At 64.0% G+C, this 26490-nt stretch carries 30 protein-coding genes and 1 pseudogene; 13 read left to right on the forward strand and 18 right to left on the reverse strand.

Annotated elements, in window-relative coordinates; genetic code table 11:
* Window positions 1-120: 120 nt before the first annotated feature.
* Both ACVMIM_RS22475 and ACVMIM_RS22480 read right to left on the reverse strand, forming a co-directional pair.
* A complete protein-coding gene (locus ACVMIM_RS22475; protein ID WP_040981201.1) occupies window positions 121-516 on the reverse strand; it encodes a GFA family protein in 396 nt (131 codons plus the stop codon).
* Window positions 517-629: 113 nt separating this feature from the next.
* Entirely contained in the window at window positions 630-878 is a 249-nt protein-coding gene (locus ACVMIM_RS22480) for a ParB N-terminal domain-containing protein (RefSeq protein ID WP_040981203.1), read from the reverse strand.
* Window positions 879-1020: 142 nt separating this feature from the next.
* On the opposite strand from ACVMIM_RS22480, the gene ACVMIM_RS22485 reads away from it, so the two are divergent.
* From ACVMIM_RS22485 to ACVMIM_RS22500, 4 genes are read left to right on the forward strand one after another with little or no spacing between them, the layout of a single operon-like run.
* On the forward strand, window positions 1021-2661 hold the full coding sequence (locus ACVMIM_RS22485) for a N,N-dimethylformamidase beta subunit family domain-containing protein (protein WP_476114634.1): 1641 nt from the start codon (window positions 1021-1023) through the stop codon (window positions 2659-2661).
* Between the two features lies 1 nt (window position 2662).
* Window positions 2663-4045: an aminotransferase family protein gene (locus ACVMIM_RS22490; protein ID WP_476114635.1), complete on the forward strand. Its 1383-nt coding sequence runs from the start codon at window positions 2663-2665 to the stop codon at window positions 4043-4045.
* Between the two features lie 13 nt (window positions 4046-4058).
* Window positions 4059-4553: an N-acetyltransferase family protein gene (locus ACVMIM_RS22495; RefSeq protein ID WP_476114637.1), complete on the forward strand. Its 495-nt coding sequence runs from the start codon at window positions 4059-4061 to the stop codon at window positions 4551-4553.
* 2 nt (window positions 4554-4555) lie between these two features.
* Window positions 4556-5584, forward strand: coding sequence for a histone deacetylase family protein (locus ACVMIM_RS22500; RefSeq protein WP_476114639.1), 1029 nt, complete (start codon window positions 4556-4558; stop codon window positions 5582-5584).
* Between the two features lie 99 nt (window positions 5585-5683).
* On the opposite strand, the gene ACVMIM_RS22505 is transcribed toward ACVMIM_RS22500, so the two are convergent.
* The 3 genes from ACVMIM_RS22505 to ACVMIM_RS22515 form a co-directional block, all read right to left on the reverse strand.
* On the reverse strand, window positions 5684-6958 hold the full coding sequence (locus ACVMIM_RS22505; RefSeq protein WP_476114640.1) for a cysteine desulfurase-like protein: 1275 nt from the start codon (window positions 6956-6958) through the stop codon (window positions 5684-5686).
* Between the two features lie 27 nt (window positions 6959-6985).
* Complete coding sequence (locus tag ACVMIM_RS22510) at window positions 6986-8053, reverse strand: aldo/keto reductase (RefSeq protein ID WP_476114642.1); 1068 nt, start codon at window positions 8051-8053, stop codon at window positions 6986-6988.
* Between the two features lie 112 nt (window positions 8054-8165).
* Entirely contained in the window at window positions 8166-8624 is a 459-nt protein-coding gene (locus tag ACVMIM_RS22515; protein WP_476117333.1) for a hypothetical protein, read from the reverse strand.
* 390 nt (window positions 8625-9014) lie between these two features.
* Here ACVMIM_RS22515 and ACVMIM_RS22520 point away from each other — a divergent pair, with 390 nt between their 5' ends.
* A complete protein-coding gene (locus ACVMIM_RS22520) occupies window positions 9015-9179 on the forward strand; it encodes a DUF1127 domain-containing protein (protein WP_096874857.1) in 165 nt (54 codons plus the stop codon).
* 58 nt (window positions 9180-9237) lie between these two features.
* Here ACVMIM_RS22520 and ACVMIM_RS22525 read toward each other — a convergent pair whose 3' ends face one another.
* Window positions 9238-9744 (reverse strand): DUF1993 domain-containing protein, encoded by a 507-nt coding sequence (locus tag ACVMIM_RS22525; protein ID WP_040995242.1) that lies wholly within the window; start codon window positions 9742-9744, stop codon window positions 9238-9240.
* Window positions 9745-9885: 141 nt separating this feature from the next.
* On the opposite strand from ACVMIM_RS22525, the gene ACVMIM_RS22530 reads away from it, so the two are divergent.
* Window positions 9886-10935, forward strand: a complete 1050-nt coding sequence (locus tag ACVMIM_RS22530) for a DUF1176 domain-containing protein (RefSeq protein WP_476114643.1) — start codon at window positions 9886-9888, stop codon at window positions 10933-10935.
* 15 nt (window positions 10936-10950) lie between these two features.
* On the opposite strand, the gene ACVMIM_RS22535 is transcribed toward ACVMIM_RS22530, so the two are convergent.
* The 7 genes from ACVMIM_RS22535 to ACVMIM_RS22565 form a co-directional block, all read right to left on the reverse strand.
* Window positions 10951-11838: an alpha/beta hydrolase gene (locus ACVMIM_RS22535; RefSeq protein WP_476114645.1), complete on the reverse strand. Its 888-nt coding sequence runs from the start codon at window positions 11836-11838 to the stop codon at window positions 10951-10953.
* Window positions 11839-11871: 33 nt separating this feature from the next.
* Entirely contained in the window at window positions 11872-13488 is a 1617-nt protein-coding gene (locus tag ACVMIM_RS22540; protein ID WP_476114647.1) for an NTP transferase domain-containing protein, read from the reverse strand.
* On the reverse strand, window positions 13485-14189 hold the full coding sequence (locus ACVMIM_RS22545; protein WP_476114648.1) for an XdhC family protein: 705 nt from the start codon (window positions 14187-14189) through the stop codon (window positions 13485-13487). Before ACVMIM_RS22545 ends, ACVMIM_RS22540 begins: the two co-directional genes overlap by 4 nt.
* Window positions 14190-14194: 5 nt before the next feature.
* Window positions 14195-14533, reverse strand: coding sequence for an XdhC family protein (locus tag ACVMIM_RS22550; protein ID WP_278048883.1), 339 nt, complete (start codon window positions 14531-14533; stop codon window positions 14195-14197).
* A 65-nt stretch (window positions 14534-14598) separates the two neighbouring features.
* Window positions 14599-15849, reverse strand: coding sequence for a vWA domain-containing protein (locus tag ACVMIM_RS22555; RefSeq protein ID WP_476114649.1), 1251 nt, complete (start codon window positions 15847-15849; stop codon window positions 14599-14601).
* Window positions 15850-15854: 5 nt separating this feature from the next.
* Entirely contained in the window at window positions 15855-16778 is a 924-nt protein-coding gene (locus ACVMIM_RS22560; RefSeq protein WP_476114651.1) for an AAA family ATPase, read from the reverse strand.
* 29 nt (window positions 16779-16807) lie between these two features.
* A complete protein-coding gene (locus ACVMIM_RS22565) occupies window positions 16808-17302 on the reverse strand; it encodes a flavin reductase (RefSeq protein WP_476114652.1) in 495 nt (164 codons plus the stop codon).
* Window positions 17303-17494: 192 nt separating this feature from the next.
* Here ACVMIM_RS22565 and ACVMIM_RS22570 point away from each other — a divergent pair, with 192 nt between their 5' ends.
* Window positions 17495-18565, forward strand: coding sequence for a branched-chain amino acid ABC transporter substrate-binding protein (locus ACVMIM_RS22570; RefSeq protein WP_476114654.1), 1071 nt, complete (start codon window positions 17495-17497; stop codon window positions 18563-18565).
* Window positions 18565-19581 (forward strand): P1 family peptidase, encoded by a 1017-nt coding sequence (locus tag ACVMIM_RS22575; protein ID WP_476114655.1) that lies wholly within the window; start codon window positions 18565-18567, stop codon window positions 19579-19581. The genes ACVMIM_RS22570 and ACVMIM_RS22575 overlap by 1 nt, the downstream gene beginning before the upstream one ends.
* Before the next feature lie 15 nt (window positions 19582-19596).
* Here the strand turns inward: ACVMIM_RS22575 and ACVMIM_RS22580 are convergent, their stop codons facing one another.
* Complete coding sequence (locus tag ACVMIM_RS22580) at window positions 19597-19854, reverse strand: DUF2171 domain-containing protein (RefSeq protein WP_040982323.1); 258 nt, start codon at window positions 19852-19854, stop codon at window positions 19597-19599.
* Between the two features lie 186 nt (window positions 19855-20040).
* Here ACVMIM_RS22580 and ACVMIM_RS22585 point away from each other — a divergent pair, with 186 nt between their 5' ends.
* Both ACVMIM_RS22585 and purB read left to right on the forward strand, forming a co-directional pair.
* A complete protein-coding gene (locus ACVMIM_RS22585) occupies window positions 20041-20565 on the forward strand; it encodes a hypothetical protein (RefSeq protein WP_476114657.1) in 525 nt (174 codons plus the stop codon).
* 63 nt (window positions 20566-20628) lie between these two features.
* A complete protein-coding gene (gene purB / locus ACVMIM_RS22590) occupies window positions 20629-21936 on the forward strand; it encodes an adenylosuccinate lyase (RefSeq protein WP_476114659.1) in 1308 nt (435 codons plus the stop codon).
* A gap of 99 nt (window positions 21937-22035) precedes the next feature.
* On the opposite strand, the gene ACVMIM_RS22595 is transcribed toward purB, so the two are convergent.
* Complete coding sequence (locus ACVMIM_RS22595) at window positions 22036-22848, reverse strand: VOC family protein (protein ID WP_476114660.1); 813 nt, start codon at window positions 22846-22848, stop codon at window positions 22036-22038.
* Between the two features lie 199 nt (window positions 22849-23047).
* On the opposite strand from ACVMIM_RS22595, the gene ACVMIM_RS22600 reads away from it, so the two are divergent.
* On the forward strand, window positions 23048-23605 hold the full coding sequence (locus ACVMIM_RS22600) for an RBBP9/YdeN family alpha/beta hydrolase (protein WP_040995268.1): 558 nt from the start codon (window positions 23048-23050) through the stop codon (window positions 23603-23605).
* A 176-nt stretch (window positions 23606-23781) separates the two neighbouring features.
* Here the strand turns inward: ACVMIM_RS22600 and ACVMIM_RS22605 are convergent, their stop codons facing one another.
* The 3 genes from ACVMIM_RS22605 to ACVMIM_RS22615 form a co-directional block, all read right to left on the reverse strand.
* On the reverse strand, window positions 23782-24555 hold the full coding sequence (locus ACVMIM_RS22605) for an HpcH/HpaI aldolase family protein (RefSeq protein WP_040995380.1): 774 nt from the start codon (window positions 24553-24555) through the stop codon (window positions 23782-23784).
* Between the two features lie 95 nt (window positions 24556-24650).
* Complete coding sequence (locus ACVMIM_RS22610; protein ID WP_476114662.1) at window positions 24651-24785, reverse strand: hypothetical protein; 135 nt, start codon at window positions 24783-24785, stop codon at window positions 24651-24653.
* 12 nt (window positions 24786-24797) lie between these two features.
* Window positions 24798-25118, reverse strand: coding sequence for a DUF1476 domain-containing protein (locus ACVMIM_RS22615; protein ID WP_278048893.1), 321 nt, complete (start codon window positions 25116-25118; stop codon window positions 24798-24800).
* 274 nt (window positions 25119-25392) lie between these two features.
* Between ACVMIM_RS22615 and purC the strand changes: the two are divergent.
* Both purC and purS read left to right on the forward strand, forming a co-directional pair.
* Window positions 25393-26188 (forward strand): annotated as a pseudogene (gene purC, locus ACVMIM_RS22620) (phosphoribosylaminoimidazolesuccinocarboxamide synthase).
* Between the two features lie 61 nt (window positions 26189-26249).
* Entirely contained in the window at window positions 26250-26489 is a 240-nt protein-coding gene (gene purS / locus ACVMIM_RS22625; RefSeq protein WP_040995386.1) for a phosphoribosylformylglycinamidine synthase subunit PurS, read from the forward strand.
* Window position 26490: the final 1 nt, after the last annotated feature.

Consider the following 26490-nt stretch of genomic DNA (forward strand, 5'->3'; position numbering starts at 1 on the left):
CCTCGATGCCCGCCCGCATGGCGCTTAGATAGGCAGCCAATGATGGCCCGCCAATGACGCTTTGCCGGCTATGTCGTGAATCGAAGATGAAATTTTTGTGCAGGCCTGCGTCGCAATGACTCAGGCCGGCGGCGCGCCTTCATATTGCGGCAGGCCATCGTCGAGCATCACCCAGGGCTGCTTCGAGGCGGTCCAGAAATGCATGTCGGGCTTGAACAGGGACGGGTCGTCGAGCGAGCCGGAGGTGACGCCGAGGATGCCCCTGGAGTCGCGCCGTGAGAACAGCGTCGTGCCGCAGGCCGGGCAGAAGCCACGCTTGAGATCCGGCGTGGAATTGATCGTCGCCACCGGTCCTTCGATGGTCACGTCGTCGATGCGGAACAACAGGCGGGCATTGAAAGCGGCGCCGATCGCCCTCTGGCAGATCCGGCAATGGCAGACCCGTTCGTTGACTGGTTCGACTTCGGCCTTGTAGCGCACCGCGCCGCACAGGCATCCGCCCTCATATTTTGCCATGGTAAGCTTCCTGTTCCTGGAGGAGCGGCACGGTAGTGGCCGCCATGGCAGCGTCAATCAAAAAGCATTGATGGGATGCGATCGGTAATGGTGATGCGGCCGGACGCTCAGGATCAGTGGCGCTTGGCCTGTACGAGATAGGCGTCGATCGTGGTCTCGCCGAGCCACTTGGCGGCTTCGAGCCGATGCAGCCCCTCGACCAGTATGTGGCGCTTGCCGTCGTGCCGCACCTGGATCGGCGTCTTCATGCCATTCTCGAGGATGTCCTCGGCAAGATGGCGCACGGTCTCGGGATGCAGCGTCTTGCGTCGCGCCGTCGGCACGTAGATGTCGTCGACCTTGACCTTTTGTACGCGCAGCATGTCGGTTCCCTGCCACTGAACATCGCCGTATGAAATAGTCTGTTTGCCGGATATGGCCAAGCGCGCGCTGGCCCGATGCTTTCCATTTGACGCTCAGCCGGCCAATGGTCTCAATGGCGGCCTCGTGATCTCAGGTGTTTCCTTGACGCAACTGCCCACCGAATTCCCCGATTTCGGGCTGACGCCCGATCAGCGCCGCGAGGCGGTGCGCGGCCATTATTACGAATGGCCGGAAATGGATGGGGAACGCGATGAGATTTGGGCCTACAGCGACCGGTTTTCCTATCGTCCGGGCGAGACGGTGACGCTTTTCGTCAGCTCGACGGCGCCGCACTTCAGCCTTGCCGTTATTCGCGATGGCGACAGCGAAACCAAGGTCTTCGAGGGAGCGGGCCTGTCGGCGCGCTGGCAGGATACGCCCGACCAATGCTCTGTCGAAGGCTGCGGCTGGGAGGCTTCCTTCGAATTCCGCGTCGGCGACGACTGGCCGTCAGGCGCCTATCGCGTGACGCTCTCAGCCGAAGGCCGCGACGGTAACCCGATCCGCTCCCATCATCTCTTCATCGTCGCCCCACTGCCCGGCCGCAAGCCAGGCCGCCTGCTGCAGGTCGCCGCGACCGGCACATGGCTTGCCTACAACACCTGGGGCGGCTCGAACCACTATCAGGGCATCACCGGCCCGAACCGCGATCAGTATGCAACGATCGTGTCGACGCAGCGCCCCTGGTGCCGCGGCTTCGTCGTGCTGCCGAAGGACGCGCCGCGCGTTCCGCTCGAAGTCGCGGTGCCGCCGAAGACCGTGCCGCGCTATCCGCATATGGAATGGGCCTTCGCCACCGGTCATTCGAAGAAATACGCCTCGTCCGGCTGGGCGAGCTATGACAGCCATTTCTTCCATTTCGCCGAGCGCGCCGGCTATCAGGTCGATCTCGCCAGCCAGCACGAGCTCCATTTCTCACCCGAGATGCTCGACGGCTATGACTGCGTCGTCTTCGTCGGCCACGATGAATACTGGACCTGGGAGATGCGCGACGCCGTCGACAATTATGTCGAGCGCGGCGGACATGCGGCGCGCTTCGCCGGCAATTTCATGTGGCAGACGAGATTGGAGGACGAAGGCCGCCGCCAGGTCTGCTACAAATACCGGGCGCGCGCCGAAGACCCCGCCTATCGCGGCGGCGATGTCTCCCGCGCAACCAACTCCTGGGAAGCGCCTGAGATCGGCCGTCCAGGCAGCGCCACCTTCGGCCTCAACGCGACGAGAGGCGTCTATGCCGGCTGGGGCGGCTGCGCGCCGCGCGGCGTGCGCGGCTTTCCGGTCTATCGACCCGAGCACTGGGCTTTCGCCGGCACCGGCATCTACTATGGCGACCTGCTCGGCGCCGATAGCCATGTCTACGGCTATGAGGTCGACGGGCTCGATTTCGAGATCCGCGGCGGTCTGCCCTATCCGACTGCAGAGAGCGGCGCGCCGGACGGCTTGCAAGTGCTGGCCGTCGGCATGGCGAGCCAGGTCGAGGAAAGCGCCGACATTCCGATCGAGGACCAGTTCCTCACCGACGAGGACGGCCGCTTCACCGCCGAGACTTTGTTCGGCGAGGCGAACGACGCCAATCTCGACAAGGTCAAGCGCGGCAACGGCATGATCGTCAATTTCCCGCGCGGCAAGGGCGAGGTGTTCCATGCCGGAAGCTGCGAATGGGTCGCCGGCCTGCTAAGGCAGGACGCGATGGTCGAACGCGTGACCAAAAATGTTCTCGACCGCTATCTCGGAAAGTCCTGACATGTCGAAACTGGAAGTGCAGCCCTCGCCTGAATCAGAAGATCGGCCGCCGTCGCATCTGTTCTATCTTTCCAGCCTACGCCGGCCGCTCGTCGATCGCGCCGAGGGCATCTATTTCTGGACCAAGGACGGCCGCCGCTTCATCGACGGCTCGAGCGGGCCGATGGTCGCCAATATCGGCCATTCCAACCGCAACGTGCTCGACGCCATGAAGCGGCAGATGGACAAGACCACCTTCGCCTACCGCCTGCATTTCGAGAACGAGCCGGCGGAAGAGCTGGCGCGGGAACTGGCCGGAAAACTGCCTGAAGGCATGGACCGTATCTTCTTCGTTTCCGGCGGCTCCGAAGCGACCGAATCCTGCATCAAGCTCGCCCGCCAATGGGCCGTCGCCACCGGCCAGCCCAAGCGCTGGAAGGTGATCGCTCGCTTCCCCTCCTATCATGGCGGCACGCTGGGTTCGCTCTCTATCACCGGCGACGATGCGCTCGCCGAAACGTTCACCCCGATGATGCGGGTGATGCCGACCGTGCCGGCGCCCACCGCCTGGCGCGACCGCGACAACCTCTCGATGGAACAGCGCGGCATCCGCTACGCGGACATGCTGGAGGAGAAAATCCAGGCTGAAGGCCCGGAAAGCGTGCTCGCCTTCATCATGGAGCCGATCGGCGGCGCGGCGACCGCAGCCCTTGTCGCGCCCGATAGCTACTATCCCCGCATCCGCGAAATCTGCGACCGCTACGGCCTCCTTCTCATCCATGACGAGGTGATGAGCGGCGCCGGCAGGACAGGCAAATTCCTCGGCGGCGATCACTGGAACTGCAGGCCGGACATCGTCGCGCTGTCGAAGGGCCTCGGCTCGGGCTATGCGCCGCTCGGAGCCCTGGCCGCGCCGATGCGCCTGGTCGAGCCGCTGCTTGCCTCCGGCGGCTTCCAGCACGGCCACACCTATGCCGGCAATCCGCTGGCCTGCGCCGCCGGCCTCGCGGTACTTGGCGAAATGGACCGGCTCGATCTGATCGCCAACGCCGCCGCCATGGGCGACGTGCTGATGGCGGAGTTGAAGGGCTTGCAGAAGCGCTTCCCCTTCATCGCCGACGTGCGCGGCAAGGGCCTGCTCACCGGCGCCGAAATGGTCGCCGACCCTGAGACGCTGAAGCCCATAGACCCGGTCCGCAAGGCAACGCAGCGCCTGCTCGACCACGCCTATGCGCGTGGCCTGATCATCTATGGCCGCAAGGTCAAGGGCGGCGTCGACGGCGACAATTTCATGGTGGCGCCGCCGATGATCATCACGCGAGAGCAGGTCGGCGAGATGATCGCCATCATCGGCGACTCGCTGGAGGCGCTGGCGCAGGAACTCGACCTGCCGGTGGAAGGGTGAGGAAGGTGTTTTGATGCCGGCACCGGTCACCCTTCGCCCCGGCCGCATTGACGACGTTGAAACCATCCACGCCGCCCTGCTGCGCCTCGGCACGCATATCGGCGCGCATCAGGAAATCACTTCGACGCCCGAAGACCTTCGCCGCTACGGCTTCGGCGAAAAGCCCGTCTTCTCCACCTTGATCGCCGAAATCGGCGGCGAATTCGCCGGGCTTTGCCTGCATTTCCCGATCTTCTCGACCTGGATGGGCCGTCCAGGCGTCTATGTGCAGGACCTTTATGTCGAGGATCGTTTTCGCGGCCGCCGGGTCGGCGAAAGGCTGCTGCGGCGCGTCGCGAAAGAGTGCCGTGCGGCGGGCGGGGTCTATCTGAGGCTCTCCGTCGATACCGACAACGAGACCGCCAAGACCTTCTATGAGAGATTGGGCATCGGCTGGTCGAGCTACGAACAGGTGCAGAAGATCGTCGGCGACGCCTTTTTCGCCTTTGCCGACGCGCCGGAGGAGTGACGATGAAAGCCTTTTATGCCGAAGAGCAGAAGCGCCATGATCCCAAGGCCTTCCTCTCCAGCGGCGCGCCTCAGCCGAATCCCGAAAAGCCGGAGAGAATCGAGAGATTATTAGCCGGCGCAAGATCGGCCGGTTTGACGGTCGAACGTCCAGGAAATCATGGGCTTGGCCCGATCGCGGCGGTGCATACGCCTGAATATCTCGATTTCCTTGAGCACATTTTTCCGCGCTGGCAGCGCATCGACGGCGCTTCGGCGGAAGTCATCCCGAACATCCACCCGATCGCCCGTAACGGCTCCTATCCGGCCTCTGCTGTCGGCCAGGCCGGCTACCATATGGCCGACACCGCCTGTCCGATCTCGGCCGAGACCTGGAACAGCGCGCTATGGAGCGCCTGGAGTTCGGTCGAGGCCGCTGAAGCGGTGATGGCCGGGGCGCCGTCGGCCTATGCGCTCTGCCGCCCGCCCGGCCATCACGCTTTCGCCGATGTCGCCGGCGGCTTCTGCTTCATCAACAATTCGGCCGTCGCCGCGCAGGTCCTGCGGAGGAATTCCGCCCGCGTCGCCATCCTCGATGTCGACCTGCACCACGGCAACGGCACGCAAGGCATCTTCTACGCCCGTCCCGACGTGCTCACCGTCTCGCTGCACGCCGATCCGGTGCGCTTCTACCCGTTCTTCTGGGGGCATGCCGACGAGCGCGGCGAAGGCCCCGGCCTCGGCTACAATCTCAACCTGCCGCTGCCGCGCAAATCCGGCGACGCGGCCTTTCTCGAAGCGCTGTCGGCAGCATTCCAGCGCATCCGCGCCTTCGCGCCGGAGGCGCTGGTTGTGGCGCTCGGCCTTGATGCTTTCGAGGGCGATCCGTTCGGCGGCCTTTCGGTGACGACGCCCGGCTTCTCGCGCATCGGCGAAGCGATTGCCGGGCTCGGCCTGCCCACGGTGATCGTCCAGGAAGGCGGCTATCTCTGCGACGCGCTGAGCGACAATCTCACCGCTTTCCTGACCGGTTTCGGCGGCAAGAAAGACTAGAGCGGTTCGCCGTTTCACCGAAACGGCGAACCGCTCTATCTCTTTGTTTTTTTGCGCAATTCCGAACGGAAAACCGCTCACACTTTTCCTGGAATTGCTCTAGCGCTGCTGCCTCAGCATCGCGATCACGCGATGCACGCTTTCCAGCGTCTCCTCGATCTCGGCCGCCGTGTTGTAATGGGCAATGCCGATGCGCACGACGCCCTGCTCGGCGGGTATGCCGAGTTGGTGGACGACCTCCCACGCATAATTGTGGCCTGACCAAAGGAAGATGTTTTCGGCGTTCATCTGCCGCACGATCGTTTCCGGCGCGATGCCTTCGACGGTGAAGGAAATGGTCGGCACCCGCTCGGCGAGGCGTTCCGGATCGGTGATGCCGTGGATGACCAGGCCATCGATGCCGCGCAGGCCTTCGATCAATTGCCGGGCCAGCGTATTCTCGTAAGCGATCGAGACTTCGAACGCCTTTGCGATCCGCTGCCGCCGCGACCCGGTCTCGCCAGCAGCAGCGCCGAGATCGGCGAAATAGTCGATGGCTGCCGTCAGCCCGGCCATCAGCTCGATCTGCGGCGTGCCAAGCTCGAACCGCTCTGGCAGGGCGTTCGAAGAGCAGCGGCATTTGTAAGGCTGGAGCGCGTCGATGACGTCGTGGCGGCCCCACAATATGCCCATATGCGGCCCGAAGAATTTATAGGCCGAGCAGATCAGGAAATCACAGCCAAGTTCCTGCACGTCGATCAGCCCGTGCGGCGCGAACTGTACGGCGTCGACATAGACAAGCGCGCCGGCCTGCCTGGCGATCGCCGTCAGCGCCTTCACCCGGTTGATCGAGCCGGTGAGGTTCGAGGCATAGTTCAGCGCGACAAGCCGCGTCTTTTGCGAAAGCAGTGATTTAAGCGCCGATTCCTCGACCTGCCAGCTCCGCTCGTCGAACGGCAGGAAGCGCACCACCAGGCCAAGATCCTCGGCAAGCTGCAGCCAGGGCGAGACATTGCCCTCATGGTCCATGCGCGTGACGATGATTTCGTCGCCAGGCTTCATCGTGCGGCCGAGCGTGCGCGACATGTGATAGGTCAGCGTCGTCATGTTGGCGCCGATGACGATCTCCTCGACGCTCGATGCGTTCAGGAAATCGGCCGTCGCCGCATGCGCGTCGTCGACAACCTTCTGCGCCCCGATTGTCGTCTCGAAGAACCCGCCGAGATTGGCGTTGGTGGAAAGAAGGCAGCGCGACACCGCGTCCGCCACCGTCAGCGGCACCTGAGTGCCCGCGGGATTGTCGAGATAGATGCGCCGGCGCCCGTCATCGGCCAGCGAAAGCGCCGGAAACTTGCCGCGCACGACCTCGATCGGAAAATCTACCGCCATCTCCATCCCTCGTTCTTTCTCACCGATTCCTGATCACGGGCACGGATTGCCGACGCGCTGATGGATGGCGTCGACCGCGTTCTGCATTTCCTCCGTCCACCTGACCTCGACCGATGACAGCGCCGTGTCGAGCTGCGCGACGCTTGTTGCGCCGACGATGTTGGCAGTTACAAAAGGCCGGCTCGATACATACGCGTTCGCGAAAAGCGCCGGCTCCATGCCGAAGGAGCGTGCCAGTTCATTGTATTCGAGCAGCACCTCCGCCGCATTCGGCGTCTCGTAGCGCTGGCCGCGGTTGAAGAGCTGCGAGCGCGAACCTTGCGGCCGCGCGCCATGATCGTATTTGCCGGTGAGATAGCCCTGCGCAAGCGGCGAGTAAGGAAGGAACGCGATCTCCTCGCGCTCGCAGACCTCGGCAAGGTTCACCTCGAAAGTGCGGTTGACGAGATTGTAGGCGTTCTGCAGCGAGGCGACGCGCGGACCCGTGCCCTTCTCGGCTTCGAAGACAAAGCGCATGACACCCCAGGAGCTTTCGTTCGAAAGCCCGAGATGGCGAATCTTTCCGGCCTTTACGAGCTCATCGAAGACGGCGAGCGTTTCTGCAATCGGCGTCTCGTCTCCCGGAGCGCCTGCCGCATCCGCACGCCGCGCCACCGCTCCGACACGCGTCGGATTCGAGCCCCACGGAATGTCCCGGTCCGGCCAGTGGATCTGGTAGAGGTCTATGTAATCGGTGCCGAGCTTCTCCAGCGACTTCTCGACCGCGTCGAAAATGTCGGCGCGTACCAGCTTCGACGGACAATCGCCGCGGAACCATGTATTGGCCGTGCGGCCGACGACCTTCGAGGCGAGGATGACCTTGTCGCGGTTGCGATTGGCCTTCATCCAGCTGCCGATGGTCTTCTCGGTTCGCCCTTGCGTCTCCGCCTTGGGCGGAATCGGGTAAAGCTCGGCCGTGTCGATGAAATTCACGCCGCGCGAGAAGGCCAGATCCATCTGCGCGTGACCCTCGGCTTCGGTGTTCTGCTGACCCCAGGTCATCGAACCGAGGCAGATTTGCGAAACAAGGAGATCGGTCCGACCGAGGCGGCGTTTATGCATTGGGTTCTCCGGCGGGAGGTTGCGCGGACAGCGCGGGGAGGGAATTCAAGCATAAAGCACAGGCTGGAGTTTCTCCAAGCCCTGTAGCCTCAGACTTTTAAGGGAATTCCGGCTACCGGCGTGTGGCCGCCAAAGCCCGCCGCTTGGCCTCGTCGATCAGCATGTTGGCCACCTGCATGCGGATCATGGCGCGCTGGCGCAGATGCGGCGCGACCCGGTCCGGGTGGTTGGCGAAAGCGAAATTGCGGCGGATGCGGCCGAAATCGGCATTCTTGGCCGGACGGTCAAGGCCGAGCTCGCCGGCGATCGCCTCGGGATCGATCGGCGGCAGCTTCTCCTCGGGCCGGGGATCTTCGCCGGCAAGCGCCAGTTTCGCCTGGTCGAGAAGTGCCGCGAACTCGGCCGCGAGGTCGGCGCCTGACTCGCGATATTCGGCAGCGACGCTCTCGCCGGCGACCTTGATGCGGCCGGAATGCAGCTCATCGGCCACGGACAGATAGTCGAACGGGATAGACGGCCGGGCGCCCTCTTCCTCGCCTTTTTCCGAGGCGACGATCAGGTCGTCGAGCAACGAAGCGAAATCGAGCTTGTTCCCGGTGCCGATCTCAGCCTCCCCTGTGGTGACGGCATGTGTTGATGCCGCCGACCATAGGCCGCTCTCGTTAAAAATGAATGCTGGCGACATTAACAATTGCCGGCTTTTGTGCCCGGGAAAACGATCACGGGAAAAGGCCGGGCTGCATTTTCGTGCAGCCCGGCAGGGGCGCCAGGAATGGCGAGGAAAGCCAGCCATGAGCCGGCACCGGTCCCTACGGTCGAGCCCACCGGAAAGTTTCACGGACAATCGATGTGGCGGAAAAAATTTCATCCGGCATGGCAGCCATGCAATTGCTGCACTGCACAATTTTAACAAATCGCCTATATCGTGGTGTCGGGAGGACCAACAGGGGCAACTTGAGTCATGGGGTTCTTCACTGAAATGTTCGCTCGGCCGAGGCCGCAGGAACAGCAGCGTTACCGCGCGGCGCTCGCGCTTCTGAATGCGATGAGCAATGCCGACCGCGCCGATATCGGCATCAAGCCGGCGGATTTTCCGCGCATCGCGCGCGAAATGTCGATCCGCTGAGGCTGCGCTGAACCAAAGAGGTTTCCCGGGATGCCGGGAAACCTCCAACCTCTTCAAGTCAACGATTTCCCAGAAACGTCTGCTTGCCGAGCGGCACGCCATTGTGGCGCAGGATGTCGTAGGCCGTTGTGACGTGGAAATAGAAATTCGGCATCGCCAGGTGCAGCAGATATTGCAGGCCGGGCAGCGTGGTTTCGCGGCCGCCGAGCCGCACTTCGACCGTCCTTTCATGCGATCCTTCCAGATCGGCCGCCGTGAATGTCGCCAGATGGTCGAGCGTCTTGGCGATGCGGGCCTGCAGCTCGGCAAAGCTGGCCTCATTGTCCTCGTATTTCGGCACCTCGCGGCCGGCCAGCCGCGACGGCGCGCCCTTGGCGTGGTCGGTGGCGATCTGGACTTGCCTGGTCAGCGCGAACATGTCCGGTGCCAGCCGCGCGGTGAGGAACACCTGCGGATCGATCTTGCGTTCGCCGGCATTCTGCTCCGCCGCGGTCAGGACGCTGGCCAGCGCCTGCAGCCTGGCGGAAAACACGCCGACCGATATGTCGTACATGGAAATGGTCACGGGTAATCTCCCAAGCGGCCCCAGCGCCGCGGGGCCTGAACTAGCGCCTCCCAACACGATTCTTCAAGCGGCCCGGCCCGCGGCGTCACCACGCCGCCGCAATCGCCGTGGTAGTATTTTCGTTACCGAGCGGAGGATTCGATGAAAAGAGCCACTTTCGCAGCGACCGTCTTTCTCTCACTGGCCGGCCTCACGCAGCCCGCGCCTGCGGCGGACGCGCCCTATGTCGACGACAGGTCCAGCGCCGATGCGGTCGTTCGCTCGCTCTACAGCGCCATCGACCGCCACGAATTCGCCCGCGCCTGGGGCTATTTCGGCGATACGAAGCCGGCAAAAGACTTCAACGCCTTCGTCAAGGGTTACGACGGCACCGATAGCGTCGAAGTCAAGACTGGCGCCGTGTCGGAGGAAGGGGCGGCCGGCAGCATCTATTACAGCGTCCCGACCGCCATCCAGGCAACCGACAAGAAGGGCGAAGCCAAGGTTTTCGCCGGCTGCTACACGGTCCGCCAAGTCAATGCGCAGATCCAGGAGCCGCCCTTCCAGCCCATCTTCATCGACAAGGGCGCATTGAAGCCGTCGACCGAGGATTTCGACAGCGCCTTGCCGGCAAGCTGCGGCGACGGTCCGCCGCCGCCGAAGAAGGACGAGGCGCTGGAACAAGCCAAGAAAGCTTTCCTCGCCAGCTATGGCGACCAGTGCGACAAGGAGGATCCGGAAGGCAAGCCGATCGGCGAGCCCGAGGCTCATTCCATCCGTTACAAGGACAAGGATGCCCAGCCCAACGACCCGGAACGCGAGACGCGGCTGTTCCGCTTCTTCTGTTCGATGGCCGCCTACAACGAGACGGCGGTCTACTACATCGCCGACGACGTCAACGGCGTGACCCAGTTGCAGTTCACCGAGCCGGATCTCGACATCCGCTACGAGAACAACGACAGCGAAGGCAAGGTCGAGTCGATCCACATCATCGGCTTCAAGACCAGCGGCTGGGCAACCAATTCGGACTATGACGACAACACCAAAACCATCACCACGTCCAACAAATGGCGCGGTGCGGGGGATGCCTCGTCCTCAGGAACCTATCTCTTCCGCAACGGAGATTTCTCGCTCGTCCAGTATGACGTCGATGCATCCTATGACGGCGAGCAAAACCCGCAGACCGTCATCGACTACAACACAGCGCCTTGAGGCGCTGCAGCGCAGTCACGGCGCCTTCGTCAGCATCCAGTTCAGCGTGCCGCGCCAGTCGACCATGCGGATCGGCGTGCCATGCGTGCCGGTCTCGAAACGCACGAAGCGGGTCGGATAGGATTTTTTGGCGAGGATCGAGCGGAAGAAGGCTTCCTGCTTCTCCACCGGGAAGACCACGTCATGGCTGCCCTGGCCGAAGAACACCGGCACGCGGCGCTTGAAGGCAGGGCTGGTCAAAAAGCTGTCGTCCCACAGCGATCCGAGCAGCAGCAGCCCGTTGATGCGGCCGCCCGTATCCTTGCGCGCGGCGAGCTTCCAGCAGATCATCCCGCCCATCGAACCGCAGGCGACGAAGATTTTCGCGCCCGGCGATGCCTCAGCATAGTGACCGATGAGCGCCGCGACCTGCGCCGCACCCTTGTCGCCGAAATCGGGGAAATCCGGCGAAAGATAGAGGCCGTTATTGGCGGCCATAAGGTTCTTGATGCGGTTGAAATTGCCACCGAAGGTGAAGTCGTCGACGCCTTGCTTGCGGCTGCCGCCCTGCCCGTGCAGGTAAAGCACGATGATGGAAGCGCCTTGCGTCCTGCCGACCGCGACATGCCTGATGTCGCCGGCGTCAGTCTTCAGCATCAAATCCTGCTGCACCTTGCGCACGCCGGGATCGGTATATTGCGCACGCACCCGCTTTTCCGGCACCTCGTCGCGCTGGTTGATGTCGCGCATCTCGCGATAGTCGAGGACGGTGTAGGCGCCGTTATCGCTCGTCGAAAGTGTCGCCGGATAGGCGAAGAGATCGTCCTTGAACGATTTCAGCGAAAGCGTCTGCCCCTCGGCGGCCGAGAGGGAAACTGCGGTCGCAGTGATCAGGGCGAAGAAAACTCGATAACGCAAAGCCATGCCGAGAGGCATGCGAAATTCGGCTCTGCTTTGTCAATCCTGCAGAACGCCGCCCGCCCCTTCCAGCGCCTCGCGCGTGTCGACATCGATCGAGGCGCCCTGCCCGATCTCGACGTCAATGACGTCGAGCCCCTCGGCCTCGACCAGATGGCGCGCGCCGGTGTCACCTTCAAGCTGCGCGACGGCCGCGAAAAGCGATCGCGGCAAAAGAACCGGATTGCCGCGCTTCCCCTGATGCGAGGCGCGCACCACGGCGCGGCCGCCGGAGCGGCGGAACGCGTCGATCAGGCTGTCGAGGTCCTTGGACGAAACGCCGGGCATGTCGCCAAGCACGATCATGGCGCCTGCCGCGTCGGGCGCCACCCTTGCGATGCCCGCCTTCAATGACGAAGCGAGGCCATCGGCGAAGTCCGGATTGTCGGCGAGCCTCACAGCGAGACCGGAAAGCGCGGAACGCACACGCTCGCGCTGATGGCCGGTGACGACGATAGTGCTGGCGGCCTTCGAGCCCAGCGCGCGCGTGGCGGTACGGCGCACCAGCGGCTCGCCGTCGAACAGCGCCAGAAGCTTGTTCGGCCCGCCCATGCGGCTCGAACGGCCTGCGGCCAGCAGCACGATATCGACCTTCAACGCCGACCGTGCCGGCTGCGGCGCCGGCTCGCGCGGCTGCGGCCTTGTCGGGATTTCCATCAGAAGCCCGCCAACGCCCATGCCGGCAATATCGCGGGCCGACACCTCGAGCCCGGCAATCAGGCGATCGAGCACCCAGTCGAAGCCATTCTCCTTCGGGCTGCGCGCGCATCCGGGCGCGCCGACGACGCGCTTGCCGTCGAGCGTCCCGAGCACCAGCAGATTGCCGGGATCGACCGGCATGCCGGCGCGGACCACGGTACCACCGGCACGTTCAATCGCCGCAGGCACGACATCGGCGAAGTCGCTCATGGCCGAGGCACCGAAGATCACCACCATGTCGTTGTCGCGCGCAAGCTGGGTCGCGGCTGCGGCGACCGGCGCAATCTCGTGCGGCGTGCGCCGTTCGGCCGTCAGCCGGCCGCCGGAACGCGCCAGCCGCGCCTCGGTGACGCGCAGCGTCTTGTCGAGCACGCTCGGCTTGACGCCCGGAAGCACCGTCTGGATGACGCCGACAGTGACGGGGCGATAGGCGTTGACGGCAAAGATCTCGCGGCCGGCGCAAATTCTCACCACGGTGTCCACAAGGCTTGCCGCGACGGCAAATGGGATGATCTTCACCGTCGCCACCATCTGGCCCTTCTCGACCGATGCGTGCTGCGCCAGCGTCGCGATGGTGATGGCCGGATCGACGGCATTGATGGCGTCGATCATCCCGGCATCGACGGTAAAGACGCCCGAGGCTTCCGCATGCAAATTCGCCCGCCCGGTCGCGGCCGGCTTGACCTCGATGTTGCGGTGGCTCATGGCGGCGGCGATCTTCGCGGCGGCGGCATCTTCGCCGAGATCGTCCTCGGCGAGCACCGCGGCGACGACTTCACCGACGCCCGCCGCCTTGAGCGCCGCGATGTCCTCGCGGGTCAGCCGTTGCGCCTTGCGGAACCGTTTTTCACCGGCGGTGGTCGCATGCGCCAGCACCGCCCCTTCCGCCTCATCGATCGGAACCGGCCCGAATTTCACGCCACGGCGCCTTTTGCTTCCAGACCGCGTGAGCGGAAGGCGTGGATGGTCTGGGCCAGGACGGCGACGGCGATCTCGGCCGGACTTGCCGCGCCGATGTCGAGGCCGATCGGCGCATGGATGCGGGCGATCTGGTCGGCGCCGGCGCCGAGCGCCAGCAGGCGTTCGACACGCTTGGCGTGAGTCTTGCGGCTGCCTAGCGCCCCGATATAGAAGCACCGCGCGTCGAGCGCCGCCTTCAGCGCGAAATCGTCGATCTTCGGGTCGTGGGTGACGGCGGCAAGCGCGGTATAGCTGTCGAGCGGCGCGCGCTTCAGCACATCCTCCGGCCATTCGGCGTGCAGCGCGACGTCGGGAAAGCGCTCCGGAGTGGCAAAGGCGGTGCGCGGATCGATGATCTCGACCGGGTAGCCGGCGATCCTGGCCATCGGCGCCAGCGCCTGACTGATATGCACGGCGCCGATCACGACGAGGCGCGGGCGCGGCAGATGCGCGTTGAGAAAGAAGGTCCGCCCTTCCGCTTCCACCGACCGCGAATGGCCGGTGCGGAACGCATTGGCGATTGCCGCTCCGAGATCGCCGGCAACATGATCACCCTCGCGCACGATGCGGTCGCGGCCGTCGCCGAGATCGGTGACAAGCACGGCCGCTCGGCGGGCGCGGCGTTCTTCGTTGAGCGTCTTCAAGACATAGGGATCCACGGCGGTCAGCCCAGCCTTTCGACATAGACCTTGATGCGGCCGCCGCAGGAAAGGCCCACCTGCCAAGCGGTTTCGTCGGCAACACCGAACTCCAGCATCCTGGCCTTGCCCGAGCCGATGACGTCCATCGCTTCCGTCACAACCGCGCCCTCCACGCAGCCGCCGGAAACCGAACCATGGAAGTTCCCTTCGGCGTCGATGACAAGATGGCTGCCGACGGGGCGCGGCGCCGAACCCCAGGTCTCGACCACGGTCGCGATGGCGACATCCTTGCCATCCTTCATCCAGCTTTCCGCGATGATCAGGGGATCGCGGGCTTCATCGAGATAAATGCTCTCATCCATCGTCGTTTCTCGCAAAGTTTCCCGAGGGGAACACCCCCAGAATATAAGGCTTCAAAAACATATGACTATGCGGCACGCCTCCCACCAGTTTGCAGCCAGCGGCGCGGATCGACCGCAGCCGCCGGCCGCTGGTCGAGCGAGGCGCAAAGATCGGCCAGCGCGTCGAGATTGTGCACCGCCCGGAACTCGTCGACATGGGGCAGCATCGCTTTCACGCCGCGGGCGCGCGCCTCGAAACCGTCGAAGCGCAACAGCGGATTGAGCCAGATCAGCCGCCGGCAGGATTTATGCAGCCGCTCCATCTCCTGCGAAAGGCCGGTGACGTCGTCGCGCTCCAGCCCATCGGTGATGAGAAGCACCACGGCGCCCTGCCCGAGCACCCGGCGTGACCACAGCCGGTTGAACTCGGCCAGCGTATCGCCGATGCGGGTGCCGCCCGACCAGTCCTTCACCGCCGCCGAGCATTCGGCAAGCGCCTCGTCCGGATCGCGGTGGCGCATCTGGCGGGTCAGGTTCGTCAGCCTTGTGCCGAAGACGAAGACATGCACGCGCCTTCGCTTTTCCGTCAAGGCATGCAGGAAATGCAGGAAGATGCGCGTGTACTGGCTCATCGAGCCGGAAATATCGGCAAGCACCACCAGCGGCGGATGCACGTCGCGCTGCGACCGGAATTTCGGCAGGATAAGCTCACCACCGGTGCGCGCGGCCGAGCGCATCATGGCGCGCGGATCGATGCGGCGCCCCTGCGCGTCGGCCTTGAAGCGCCGCGTGCGGACGAGATCGAAGGGAAGGCGCAGGGCCATGATCGCCTTTTTGGCCTCGGCCATTTCGCCGGCGTCCATCTGGGCAAAGTCCTTGCCGCGCAGTACCTCGTTGCCGGAAAAAGTAAGGCGCGCATCGACTTCGATCCCCGGCACTTCCCGCATTGGCTGGTTCTTCTGGTGGCCTTCGAACACCGCCTGGCTGACGCGGTTCTCCGCCGCTCGCGGCTTCTGCTTTTCAGCGTTGTCCGGCGCGACCGGCGAAAACATCGCCAGCAATTTCTCGATCAGCTCGCGCGATTTCCAGAACAGGCGGAAAGCCTCGTCGAAGACGGGATGATCCTCGTGCCGCGAGACCAGCACCGCATGCAGCGTCCAGTAGAAATCGTCGCGCGAGCCGATGCCGGCGGCAAGCACCGCCTCGATGGCGTCCTTCACCGAGGCCGGGCCGACGCGCATGCCGGCCTTGCGCAAGGCGCGGGCGAAATAGACGATGTTGTCGGCGATACGCCCCTCGGCTGTCGCCTCTCTGGATTCCGGACGCGGCGACGGCATCGCGCCTACTCCGCCGCCGACAGCTCGGCCTTCACCTCATCGAGGATGCGCCGGCCCTCGCCTTCGCCGATACGGGCGATGTCGTCCTGGTATTTCAAAAGCACGCCGATCGTCTCCGATACGGTCTCCGGATCGAGCGCCACCTTGTCGAGCTCGGTCAACGCGGCAGCCCAATCGATGGTTTCGGCGACGCCGGGAGCCTTGAACAACTCGACCTGGCGCAGCTTCTGGATGAAGGACACGACCTCCGCCGACAGCCGGCGGTTCGCCTGCGGCACCTTGCGCCGCACAATCTCCAGCTCGCGCTCGGCATTCGGATAATCGATCCAGTGATAAAGGCAGCGCCTCTTCAGCGCGTCGTGGATTTCGCGCGTGCGGTTGGTGGTGATGATGACGATCGGCGGCTCTTCGGCCTTGATCGTGCCAAGCTCGGGGACAGTCACCTGAAAGTCGGAGAGGATTTCGAGCAGGAATGCTTCGAACGCCTCGTCGGTACGATCGAGCTCGTCGATCAGGAACACCGGTGCCGCGCCTTTCTTGCCGGTCAGCGCGTCGAGCACCGGGCGGCGGACCAGGTATTTTTCGGAAAAGACGTTGCGTTCCATGTCGGAGCGCACGACCTCGCCCGCCGCCTCCTCCATGCGGATTTCGATCATCTGGGCAGCGTAATTCCACTCATAGACGGCCGAAGAAACGTCGAGCCCCTCATAGCATTGCAGCCGGATCAGCCGGCGGCCGAGCGCGTCGGCCAGCACCTTGGCGATCTCGGTCTTGCCGACGCCCGCCTCGCCTTCGAGGAACAAGGGCCGCTTCATGCGCAGCGATAAAAACAGCACGGTCGCCAGCGAACGGTCCGCGACGTAGTCCGCGCCGGTCAAAAGGTCGAGCGTTTCATCGATCGATTTCGGCGCGGGGCGCGGGGCGGTCATCTTGTCTCCGTGGATCCCGCCCGCCCGTTTCAAAGAACGTGATAGCCGCGGTTGTGGTAGATCAGCGGCCGCAAATTATCGCCGATGCGCAGGCCTGTCACCTTGCCAAAAAGCACACGGTGGGTGGCCAAATCCTTGGCATCGATGATCTCGCAGTCGAACACGGCAAGCGCGCCTTTCAGCGTCGGCGCGCCGGTCGAGATCACATCCCACTCGGCCAGCGCAAAGCGCTCCTCCACCGGCAGACCGGTGATGCCGGAAAAGCCGACCGAGACCGCTTCCTGGTCCGAGCCTAGCGTGTTCAACGCGAACTTGCCGTTCTTGACGAAGGCTTCGTTCTTGGCGTTCTCGCGGTTGAGGCAGACCAGCACCGTCGGCGGCGTGTCCGAGACCGAACAGGCGGCGATCACTGTTGCGCCCCTTTTGCCGCCGGGCCCGTCCGTCGTCACCACATGCACATGGCCGGCGAAATGCGCCATCGCATCGCGATAGTGCTGCGGCCCGATGTCATTGATCTTGAGCACTCGATAATCCACCTGTCGAAACCGGTTCGTTATATATGGCGGCATATTGCACGCCACAAGTTACCCTGCGGGGGCGAAGTGCTTGACTGCAATCCGCAAATTCGCGTGTTGCGCGGCGCTTAGCCACCCTTTAGGCATTTCCTGGAATAGTGTCGGGACTTTATTCCCGGCATGGAGGATCTCTTAGCCCGAATGCGTCTTCTTACGACGACATCAGCCGTGCTGCTCTGGCTGTCGCTGGCCGCGAGCGCCGACGCCGAGACGCTGGTCGGCGTTGCCGCGCCGCTTTCCGGTCCGTCGGCGATCCTCGGCAAGCAGGTCGAGGCCGGCGCCGGCATGGCGGCGGGGGCAAACGGCATCGCCATGAAGGTCGTGGACGACGCCTGCACCGCCGATGGCGGCGCCGCGGCGGCAAAGGCCTTCGTCGACGCCAAGGTCAATGTCGTGGTGGGCTTTCTCTGCACGGAAGCGATCGAGGCCGCGCTGCCGATCCTGAAGGATGCCAACATCCCGGTCATCACGGTTGGCGTGCGCACCGAAAGCCTGACGGACCGGCGCGCCAAGACCGGCTGGCCGGTCTACCGGCTCGGCCCGCGTGGCGACGATGAGCGCAACGCGGTTGCCGCCAAGCTTACCCAGCTCTGGCGCGACGACCTGTTCGCCATCGTCGATGACGGCACCATTTATGGCCGCGAGATGGCCGAGACCTTCCGCGCCGCGGCCGAGCAGGCTGCCTTGAAGCCGGTTTTCGTCGACACGTTCCGGCCGCAGCTCGACAACCAGATCGGATTAATCGGCCGGTTGAAGAAGGCCGGCGCCACCAAGGTGTTCGCCGGCGGAGACGGCGACGATATCGCCATCATGAGTCGCGACGCCGCCCAGCTCAATGCCGGCATAACCTTCGCCGGCGGCGAGAACCTGCGCACGCCGCCGGGCGATGTGCCTTACGCCGTCGGCACTCTGATGATCGCCATGCCCGAATGGGCGGAGGTCGCCGATCCCAAGGTGGTGCAGGCTTTCGGGGCGAAGAAGATCGTGCCGGATGGCTACACGCTGCCGGCCTATGCCGCGGTCGAGGTCGCTAACGCCGCGCTGGCCGGCGCGGAAAGCTCCGGCCAGCCGCTCGGCGAAGCGCTCACCGGCCACGATTTCGCGACCGCGATCGGCACCATCCGCTTCGATGATAAGGGCGATCTCAGCCAGACCCCATTCCGCCTCTTCCGCTTCGACGGCGCGCATTTCGTGCTGCTGGAGGACAACTGATGTTCCGCACCGGTCCGCGCAATCTCATCACCGACGTTGACGGCCTTCGCGTCGGCAATGCCGCCGACGCCCGGCTGAAATCCGGCGTCACGGTGGTGCTGTGCGACGAGCCTGCGGTTGCCGGCATTCAGGTGCTGGGCGGCGCGCCGGGTACGCGCGAGACCGATCTGCTCGAGCCGCAGAACTCGATCGCGACGATCCATGCCGTCGTTCTGTCCGGCGGCTCCGCCTTCGGCCTCGACGCCGCCTCCGGCGTGCAGGCGGCGCTGCGCGAGAAAGACATCGGTGTCGAAGTCGGCGGCTTCCGCGTGCCGATCGTGCCGGCCGCGATCCTTTTCGACCTGCGCAATGGCGGCGACAAGGATTGGGGCCGCTATCCGCCCTATCGCGAGCTCGGCTATGAAGCCGTGCAGGCGGCAGCGGTGGATTTCGCCATCGGCACCGCGGGTGCCGGCACCGGCGCCCTGACCTCCGGGCTGAAGGGCGGCCTTGGCTCCGCCTCGACCGTGCTCGACAGCGGTGTCACCATCGGCGCGCTCGCCGCCGTCAATCCGACCGGCTCGGTGACGGTCGGCCGCGGGCGCCATTTCTGGGCGGCCCCCTTCGAGATCGGTGACGAGTTCGGCGGCCTGGGTTATCCCGAGCCTATGCCGGAAGACGCAAGGAACATCCTGCTGAAATACCGCGACAGGCGCGTCGGCGGACATGGGGAAGCCGGCAGCACCACCATCGCCGTCATCGCCACGGATGCCGTCCTGACCAAAGCCGCTGCCAAACGGCTGGCGATTTCGGCGCATGATGGCTTCGCCCGCGCCATCTGGCCGACGCACACGCCGGCCGACGGCGACCTGGTGTTTGCCTTGGCGACCGGCAGAAGCGGCATCGAGTTCGGCGCCGATGCCGCGATCGACCTGTTCGCGGCGGCCGGTGCAACCATGGCGCGCGCCATCAGCCGCGGGGTCCATGCCGCGACGCCCGCCGACGGCGATCTGTTCCCGGTCTGGTCGTCGCGCTGATTGGCTCGGCGCCGATCAGGTCGGATCGGACTTTTCTTCCTCGAAGGTGACGGCGACATCGGAATTCGCGGAGAGCCATACCTTTTGCCCGTCGATTTCCGCGACCAAGGCTAGCGAAATGTAGTGGTGATGGCCTTTATGCGAGCCCATGCCGCTGTCGGCCTTGGTCAGCTTGATCCGGTCGCCTTCGACCTTGTCGACGGTGCCGATATGAACGCCATCGGCGCCGATCACTTCCATATGGCCGCGTATCTTGCTGATGTCGGTGCTCATGCTGGTCCTCCGCTGGATGGCGATCTGCCCTTTCGGATGCGAGACGGCCGACAATAACAAATGAACGCCGGATTGGATGCATCGCTCGGCACGTCTCGTTCACCATGGCGTGATAGATATGACGCCGATGAGACAGATGACGCCCAGCCTGCGCGGCCATGCGACGCGCGACGGGACTTGCCGCCCATGACGCCGTTGCAGCAAGTTCCGTTGCGCCACGGTCTCATGGACCGGCTGCGTGCCGCAATTCCTTCGGCAAGCGAGGCTGCTGTCGGAACCTTGCTCTGGGGCATGGCCATGGGTGGCAGCGCGCTGGCAAATCTTCTGCTGGCAGCCTGGGAGACGCCCGACAGGATCCGCTTTGTCGCGTTGCTTTACGGCCTCGGCGGCGTGCTCGCCTTTCCGGTCGGGCTGACGCTGGCTAGGCTTGTTTCTCGCGGCCGGGATTGGGAAACAGCCTTGGCCGCGGCATTCGTGTCCCTCCTGGCGACGACACTCGCCTTCACCGGCGGCCTCTTCGCGCTGCAATACCGCTCCTATTACGCCGAGTGGCATGCGCCTGCATTGACGCTGACCTGGGCGTTCGAGTTCGCCTTCACGCTGCTGACCGCGCTCTACCAGTTCCTCGCGCTTGGCGTGCGGCTCTATTTTCCGGCGGGTTTTGCGGCACTTGTCGCGGTCAGCATCTGGTTTGCGCGGCAGCGGCGTTGAGCATTGGGCCTGCCTCTGTTAGGACGCGGCCGACGCTTCTCCCAGGCAGGACTTAGAAAACGGATGATCCCTCGCTATTCCCGGCCGGAAATGGTCGCCATCTGGTCGCCCGAAACCCGCTTCCGCATCTGGTTCGAGATCGAGGCGCATGCCTGCGATGCGCTGGCGGAGTTGGGAGTCATCCCGAAGGAAGCGGCAAGGACCATCTGGGAAAAAGGCGGCGCCGCCAAATTCGATGTCGCCAAGATCGACGAGATCGAACGCGTCACCAAGCATGACGTCATCGCTTTCCTCACCCATCTCGCGGAGTTCGTCGGACCGGATGCCCGCTTCATCCACCAGGGCATGACCTCGTCGGACGTGCTCGACACCTGTCTTGCCGTGCAGCTGACGCGCGCCAGCGACATCCTGCTTGCCGACATCGACGCCCTGCTCGCGGCACTGAAGCGCCGCGCTTTCGAGCACAAGGACACCGTCACCATCGGCCGCAGCCACGGCATCCATGCCGAGCCGACCACCTTCGGCGTCAAGCTGGCGCAGGCCTATGCCGAGTTCTCGCGCTGTCGCGAGCGTCTGGTGCATGCGCGGGAAGATATCGCCACCTGCGCCATCTCCGGCGCGGTCGGCACCTTCGCCAACATCGAGCCCTACGTCGAAGAGCATGTTGCGGCAAAGCTCGGGTTGAAGCCGGAGCCGGTGTCGACCCAGGTGATTCCGCGCGACCGGCATGCCATGTTCTTCGCCACGCTTGGCGTCATCGCCTCGTCTGTTGAACGCCTCGCCGTCGAGATCCGCCATCTGCAGCGCACCGAAGTGCTGGAAGCGGAAGAATATTTCTCGCCGGGCCAGAAAGGCTCGTCGGCGATGCCGCACAAGCGCAATCCGGTGCTGACCGAAAACCTCACCGGCCTTGCCCGGATGGTGCGATCGATGGCGCTGCCTGCCATGGAAGACGTGGCGCTCTGGCATGAACGCGACATTTCGCATTCGTCGGTCGAGCGTATGATCGGGCCGGACGCGACGGTGACGCTGGATTTCGCGCTGGCGCGCCTGACTGGCGTCGTCGACAAGCTGCTCGTCTATCCCGAGAACATGGAGAAGAACCTCAACAAGTTCCGCGGCCTTGTGCATTCGCAACGCGTGCTCCTGGCGCTGACGCAGGCCGGCCTGTCACGCGAGGATGCCTATCGGCTGGTGCAGCGCAACGCCATGAAAGTCTGGGAGCACGGCGCCGATTTCCTCGAGGAACTGCTGGCTGACAAGGACGTCACCGCAGCCCTTTCCGAAGCCGATGTCCGCGAGAAATTCGACCTCGGCTACCACACCAAGCATGTCGACACGATCTTCAAGCGGGTGTTTGGGGAAGCTTGATCATTCTTTCTCCCCGTTCGCCCGTTTACGGGGAGAAGGTGCCCAAGGAGCGGATGAGGGGCAGCGCCGACTTCGGCGCTGATCGCTTGACGTGCCTGCTCACGCCTTCCCTGGTACTGTCTTGATCACCGTGCCCCAGGGATCCTCGCGGCTCGTCTCGGCCTTCGCATTGTCCGAGCGCATCTCGACCCAGGCGAGGCCGGAGCGGGACGGATCGCGGCGGCCGGCGCCAGCGCTCTGCCAGGCATTGGCCCCGATATGATGGTGGTAATGGCCGGACGACAGGAACACCGCCTGGCTGCCATATTTGGCGACGGTGTCGAAGCCGAACGCCTCATGCCACCACGCTTCGGCATCTTCCGGCCGGCCGACGCGCAGATGCACATGGCCGACAATGGTGTTTTCCGGCGCGCCCTGCCAGCCGGCATCGCCCGCCGGCACGCTGCCCACCACCGCCGGCAGGTTCAGCCTCTCGGTCGCCATGGCGATCTTGTCACCATTCCATGTCCAGTCCTGCGGACGACGGTCGGCATAGATCTCGATGCCGTTGCCCTCCGGGTCGGTCAGATAGAGCGCCTCGCTGACCAGATGGTCGGACGCGCCCTCGATGCCGATGCGGTTGGCGGCGGCGTGGCTGATCCAGCGGCCAAGATCGGCGCGCGACGGCAGCAGGAAAGCGGTGTGAAAAAGCCCGGCGCTGCGCGGATCATCCGGCTTGGCCGAAGCATCCTGCTCAAGCACCAGCAGCGGGCGATTGGCAGCACCAAGCGTGATCGCGCCGTCGGCGCGGCTCAACTCCTGCAGGCCGACGACGGCGCGGTAATAAGAGGCCAGGCTCTCGGCGTCGCGCGTCTTCAACCCCACGCGCGACACGCTGACCGGGGTGGTGGCGGCAAAAGGCAGTTCGCTCATCAAACTCTCCGTTCCGGCGACATCCATTCCCGAAATGGCTTCCAGGGCCGCCAGCTCTTGTTCCTTGTTCCCTCTTCAAATCGTCTATTGAGATCGTTCACACAAGGCAGCAAGAATCGAACAGGTTGTTCACAATTGTGATCACACCGATATTGGCGACAGGGTTGCAGGCGAGAAGGCCGCTCGCTACATCGGCGCCATGAAAGTCAAAGACGCAGATATCCTGATCGTGCCGGGCTACACCAATTCCGGCCCCGAGCACTGGCAGACCCGCTGGCAGTCGAAACTGTCGACGGCGCGCCGGGTCGAGCAGGCGGAGTGGACGAAGCCCGTGCGCGAGGACTGGACGGCGAGCGTGGCGAACGCAGTCAACGAGGCGGAGCGGCCGGTGGTTCTCGTTGCGCATTCGCTTGGCGTCGCGGCCGCGGTGCAGGCCATCCCGCAATTCAGGAAGCCGGTCGCGGGCGCCTTCTTCGTCGCGCCGCCGGACGTCTCCAACCCGGAAATCAGGCCGAGGCATCTGATGACTTTCGGCCCTTATTCGCGCGATCCCCTGCCCTTTCCGTCAATCGTGATCGCCAGCCGCAACGATCCGTTCTGCGCCTTCGAGGTCGCCGAGGATATCGCCGCCGCCTGGGGATCGCTGTTCATTGATGCCGGCGAGGCCGGTCACCTCAACCACGATGCCGGCTTCGGCCCCTGGCCCGAGGGTTCGATGACTTTCGCCAAATTCCTGACGGAGTTGAAAGAACCCTGAGTCGACCTAAGGTGTGTTGAGATTCAGGTCAGGCCGAGCCGGAGTCGAGGACGGGCGCGAAGCGACCAAAATGGCGGCTTCCGAGAACCAGAGCGGAGCGTACTTAAAGTACGTGAGCACCGGAAGCGCAGGAAGCCGGCATTTGCAGGCCGGTCTCACCTGAATATCAATACGCCTCAGGAACCGATCGAATCCCGCATGCTCTTCAGCAGCGTCTTTGCGCCGAGCGAAATCAGCGTGTGGTCCGAGCCCATGGCGAGCAGCCGGAAGCCCATCGACACGACGCGCCCGGCAATCGCCGGTTCGATGACATAGATCGCGGCATGTTTGCCCGCCTTGCGCGTCCGCTCGGCGATCGACGCGACCGTGTCCATCATGCTTTCCAGCGTCGAACTGACGGTGGCGCCGTTCGACCAGGCGATCGAGAAATCGGACGGGCCGACAAAGATGCCGTCGATGCCGGGCGTATCCAGAATACCGTCCAGCGCCTCGAGGGCCGCCCGCGTTTCGACCATCGCGAAAGCCATGGTGCGCTGGTTCGTATCGCGCAGCCATTCGGCATGATCGCCCTTCCCGTGACGCGGAAAAGCGTAGGTCGGGCCCCAGGAGCGCTCGCCCAGCGGCGGATATTTCATCGCGGCGGCGAACTGCCTTGCATCGGCTACGGAATTCACCATCGGCGCGATCACCGCCTCGGCGCCGAAATCGAGCGCGCGGCTCGCCATGTCGAAGCGCCCGACCGGAATACGCACCAGCGCCGGCTTGTTGGCGGCCAGCACCGGCACCAGTCCGCGCAGCACGCTGTCCTCGTGATGGCCGCCATGCTGCATGTCCAGGGTGACAGCATCGAAACCCTGCTTGGCGATGATCTCGACCGTCAGCGCGTCCGGCACGCCCGACCACGCGGTGAAAAGCGTTTCGTCGGCGGCCAGGCGGGATTTGAGCGACATCGGAACTTCCTTGTTAACAATCCACAGTTTCGGCCGGAAACAGTGTGAAGGCAAAGAAAAACCGCCCGGTTTTGCCGGGCGGTCGATTGGTCCAGTCAGAGTAATTCCGGGAAAAGCGTGTGACGTTTAGGTTCGGCGACTTCGCCGTAACCTTCCGTCCGGAATTGCGTAAAAACAAAGGGATAGAGCACGATACCGAAAAGCGTGGAGCGGTTTTCCGGCGACATCATGCCCGCGCAGCCTCAGCTGTTCTTGATGTGCTCGATCGCCTGCGCCATCAATTCGTCCATGGTGCGGCGGATCTGGTGGTCGGACTGGTTGACGCCGGCGGCATCGAAATCCTTGCGGATCTTGCGGAAGACATCGTGGTCGCCCGCTTCCTCGATATCGGAGACGACCACTTCCTTGGCATAGGCTTCGGCATCGGCGCCGGATTTGCCGAGCTTCTCGGCGGCCCAGAGGCCAAGCGCCTTGTTGCGGCGCGCCGAGGCCTTGAAGCGAAGTTCCTCGTCGAAGACGAACTTGCGCTCAAAACCCTCTTCGCGGTCTTTCATGCTGCTCATGACGTCTCTCCGATCAATCCGATTCGCTTGGCGATGAATATGTGTGATGGGCAAGCACAAACCAAAAGGCCGCGGGTCGGTCAATATGCTTCCTCGCATGCTGCGCTGCGGCATTTCGGTTCCGAAAGCGGTTGATTCGCGGGATTTGCCGATTGAGCAAACAAGACGATTGCGATAACACCGGCATTGAACGCCGCCTTCGCCATACTAATTTAGGCAGACGGACAGGAACCGGTCGCTTGCCCCCTGCCCGCAGATCCAGAGAAATAATCAGATGAAAAATCGCCGCCGCATTTACGAAGGCAAGGCCAAGATCCTCTATGAGGGACCTGAGCCGGGGACGCTGATCCAGTTTTTCAAGGACGATGCCACCGCATTCAACAAGAAGAAGCATGAAGTGGTCGACGGCAAGGGCGTGCTCAACAACCGCATTTCCGAGCACATCTTCAACCACTTGAACCGCATGGGCATCCCGACCCATTTCATCCGCCGGCTGAACATGCGCGAGCAATTGATCAAGGAAGTCGAGATCATTCCGCTCGAGGTCGTCGTACGCAACGTCGCCGCCGGCTCGCTGTCCAAGCGCCTCGGCATCGAGGAAGGCACGGTGCTGCCGCGCTCGATCATCGAATTCTATTACAAGGCCGACGCGCTCGACGACCCGATGGTGTCGGAAGAGCACATCACCGCCTTCGGCTGGGCCAGCCCGCAGGAAATCGACGACATCATGGCGCTCGCCATTCCGCGTCAACGATTTCCTCTCCGGCCTGTTCCTCGGCGTCGGCATCCAGCTTGTCGACTTCAAGATCGAATGCGGCCGCCTGTTCGAGGGCGACATGATGCGCATCGTCGTCGCCGACGAGATCTCGCCGGATTCCTGCCGGCTGTGGGATGTCGCGACCCAGGACAAGCTCGACAAGGACCGTTTCCGTCGCGACATGGGCGGCCTGGTCGAAGCCTATCAGGAAGTCGCCCGCCGCCTCGGCATCATCAACGAGAACGAGCCGCCGCGCCCGACGGGTCCCGTGCTCGTGGCCTCCTCCGAGGCGCCCAAGGGCCTGAAGCACTGACTAACAGGCCGCCGGATAACGGCAGGCCCTTTCCTAAACGACCGTTTGCCCAGGAGTATCGATGAAAGCCCGTATCACCGTCACCCTCAAGAACGGCGTCCTCGACCCGCAGGGCAAGGCGATCGAGCACGCGCTCTCCGGGCTGGGTTTCGACGGCGTTGGCCAGGTGCGCCAGGGCAAGGTGTTCGACATCGAGCTCACCGGAACCGACAAGGCCAAGGCCGAAGCCGACCTGAAGGCCATGTGCGACAAGCTACTGGCGAACACGGTGATTGAGAACTACGCGGTGGAGATCGCCTGAC

The sequence above is a fragment of the Mesorhizobium sp. USDA 4413 genome, assembly GCF_056280365.1.

Excerpts from the sequence above, each read along its gene's own strand:
- ACVMIM_RS22505 (WP_476114640.1), bottom strand. The coding sequence starts at position 6,958 with ATGGAGATGGCGGTAGATTTTCCGATCGAGGTCGTGCGCGGCAAGTTT.
- ACVMIM_RS22550 (WP_278048883.1), bottom strand. The coding sequence starts at position 14,533 with ATGGATGAGAGCATTTATCTCGATGAAGCCCGCGATCCCCTGATCATC.
- ACVMIM_RS22600 (WP_040995268.1), top strand. The coding sequence starts at position 23,048 with ATGAAAGTCAAAGACGCAGATATCCTGATCGTGCCGGGCTACACCAAT.
- ACVMIM_RS22530 (WP_476114643.1), top strand. The coding sequence starts at position 9,886 with ATGAAAAGAGCCACTTTCGCAGCGACCGTCTTTCTCTCACTGGCCGGC.
- ACVMIM_RS22475 (WP_040981201.1), bottom strand. The coding sequence starts at position 516 with ATGGCAAAATATGAGGGCGGATGCCTGTGCGGCGCGGTGCGCTACAAG.
- ACVMIM_RS22585 (WP_476114657.1), top strand. The coding sequence starts at position 20,041 with ATGACGCCGTTGCAGCAAGTTCCGTTGCGCCACGGTCTCATGGACCGG.
- ACVMIM_RS22570 (WP_476114654.1), top strand. The coding sequence starts at position 17,495 with ATGCGTCTTCTTACGACGACATCAGCCGTGCTGCTCTGGCTGTCGCTG.
- ACVMIM_RS22500 (WP_476114639.1), top strand. The coding sequence starts at position 4,556 with ATGAAAGCCTTTTATGCCGAAGAGCAGAAGCGCCATGATCCCAAGGCC.
- ACVMIM_RS22535 (WP_476114645.1), bottom strand. The coding sequence starts at position 11,838 with ATGGCTTTGCGTTATCGAGTTTTCTTCGCCCTGATCACTGCGACCGCA.
- ACVMIM_RS22490 (WP_476114635.1), top strand. The coding sequence starts at position 2,663 with ATGTCGAAACTGGAAGTGCAGCCCTCGCCTGAATCAGAAGATCGGCCG.
- ACVMIM_RS22615 (WP_278048893.1), bottom strand. The coding sequence starts at position 25,118 with ATGAGCAGCATGAAAGACCGCGAAGAGGGTTTTGAGCGCAAGTTCGTC.
- ACVMIM_RS22520 (WP_096874857.1), top strand. The coding sequence starts at position 9,015 with ATGGGGTTCTTCACTGAAATGTTCGCTCGGCCGAGGCCGCAGGAACAG.
- ACVMIM_RS22480 (WP_040981203.1), bottom strand. The coding sequence starts at position 878 with ATGCTGCGCGTACAAAAGGTCAAGGTCGACGACATCTACGTGCCGACG.
- ACVMIM_RS22610 (WP_476114662.1), bottom strand. The coding sequence starts at position 24,785 with ATGATGTCGCCGGAAAACCGCTCCACGCTTTTCGGTATCGTGCTCTAT.
- purS (WP_040995386.1), top strand. The coding sequence starts at position 26,250 with ATGAAAGCCCGTATCACCGTCACCCTCAAGAACGGCGTCCTCGACCCG.
- ACVMIM_RS22575 (WP_476114655.1), top strand. The coding sequence starts at position 18,565 with ATGTTCCGCACCGGTCCGCGCAATCTCATCACCGACGTTGACGGCCTT.
- ACVMIM_RS22560 (WP_476114651.1), bottom strand. The coding sequence starts at position 16,778 with ATGACCGCCCCGCGCCCCGCGCCGAAATCGATCGATGAAACGCTCGAC.
- ACVMIM_RS22605 (WP_040995380.1), bottom strand. The coding sequence starts at position 24,555 with ATGTCGCTCAAATCCCGCCTGGCCGCCGACGAAACGCTTTTCACCGCG.
- ACVMIM_RS22495 (WP_476114637.1), top strand. The coding sequence starts at position 4,059 with ATGCCGGCACCGGTCACCCTTCGCCCCGGCCGCATTGACGACGTTGAA.
- ACVMIM_RS22580 (WP_040982323.1), bottom strand. The coding sequence starts at position 19,854 with ATGAGCACCGACATCAGCAAGATACGCGGCCATATGGAAGTGATCGGC.
- ACVMIM_RS22510 (WP_476114642.1), bottom strand. The coding sequence starts at position 8,053 with ATGCATAAACGCCGCCTCGGTCGGACCGATCTCCTTGTTTCGCAAATC.
- purB (WP_476114659.1), top strand. The coding sequence starts at position 20,629 with ATGATCCCTCGCTATTCCCGGCCGGAAATGGTCGCCATCTGGTCGCCC.
- ACVMIM_RS22555 (WP_476114649.1), bottom strand. The coding sequence starts at position 15,849 with ATGCCGTCGCCGCGTCCGGAATCCAGAGAGGCGACAGCCGAGGGGCGT.
- ACVMIM_RS22595 (WP_476114660.1), bottom strand. The coding sequence starts at position 22,848 with ATGAGCGAACTGCCTTTTGCCGCCACCACCCCGGTCAGCGTGTCGCGC.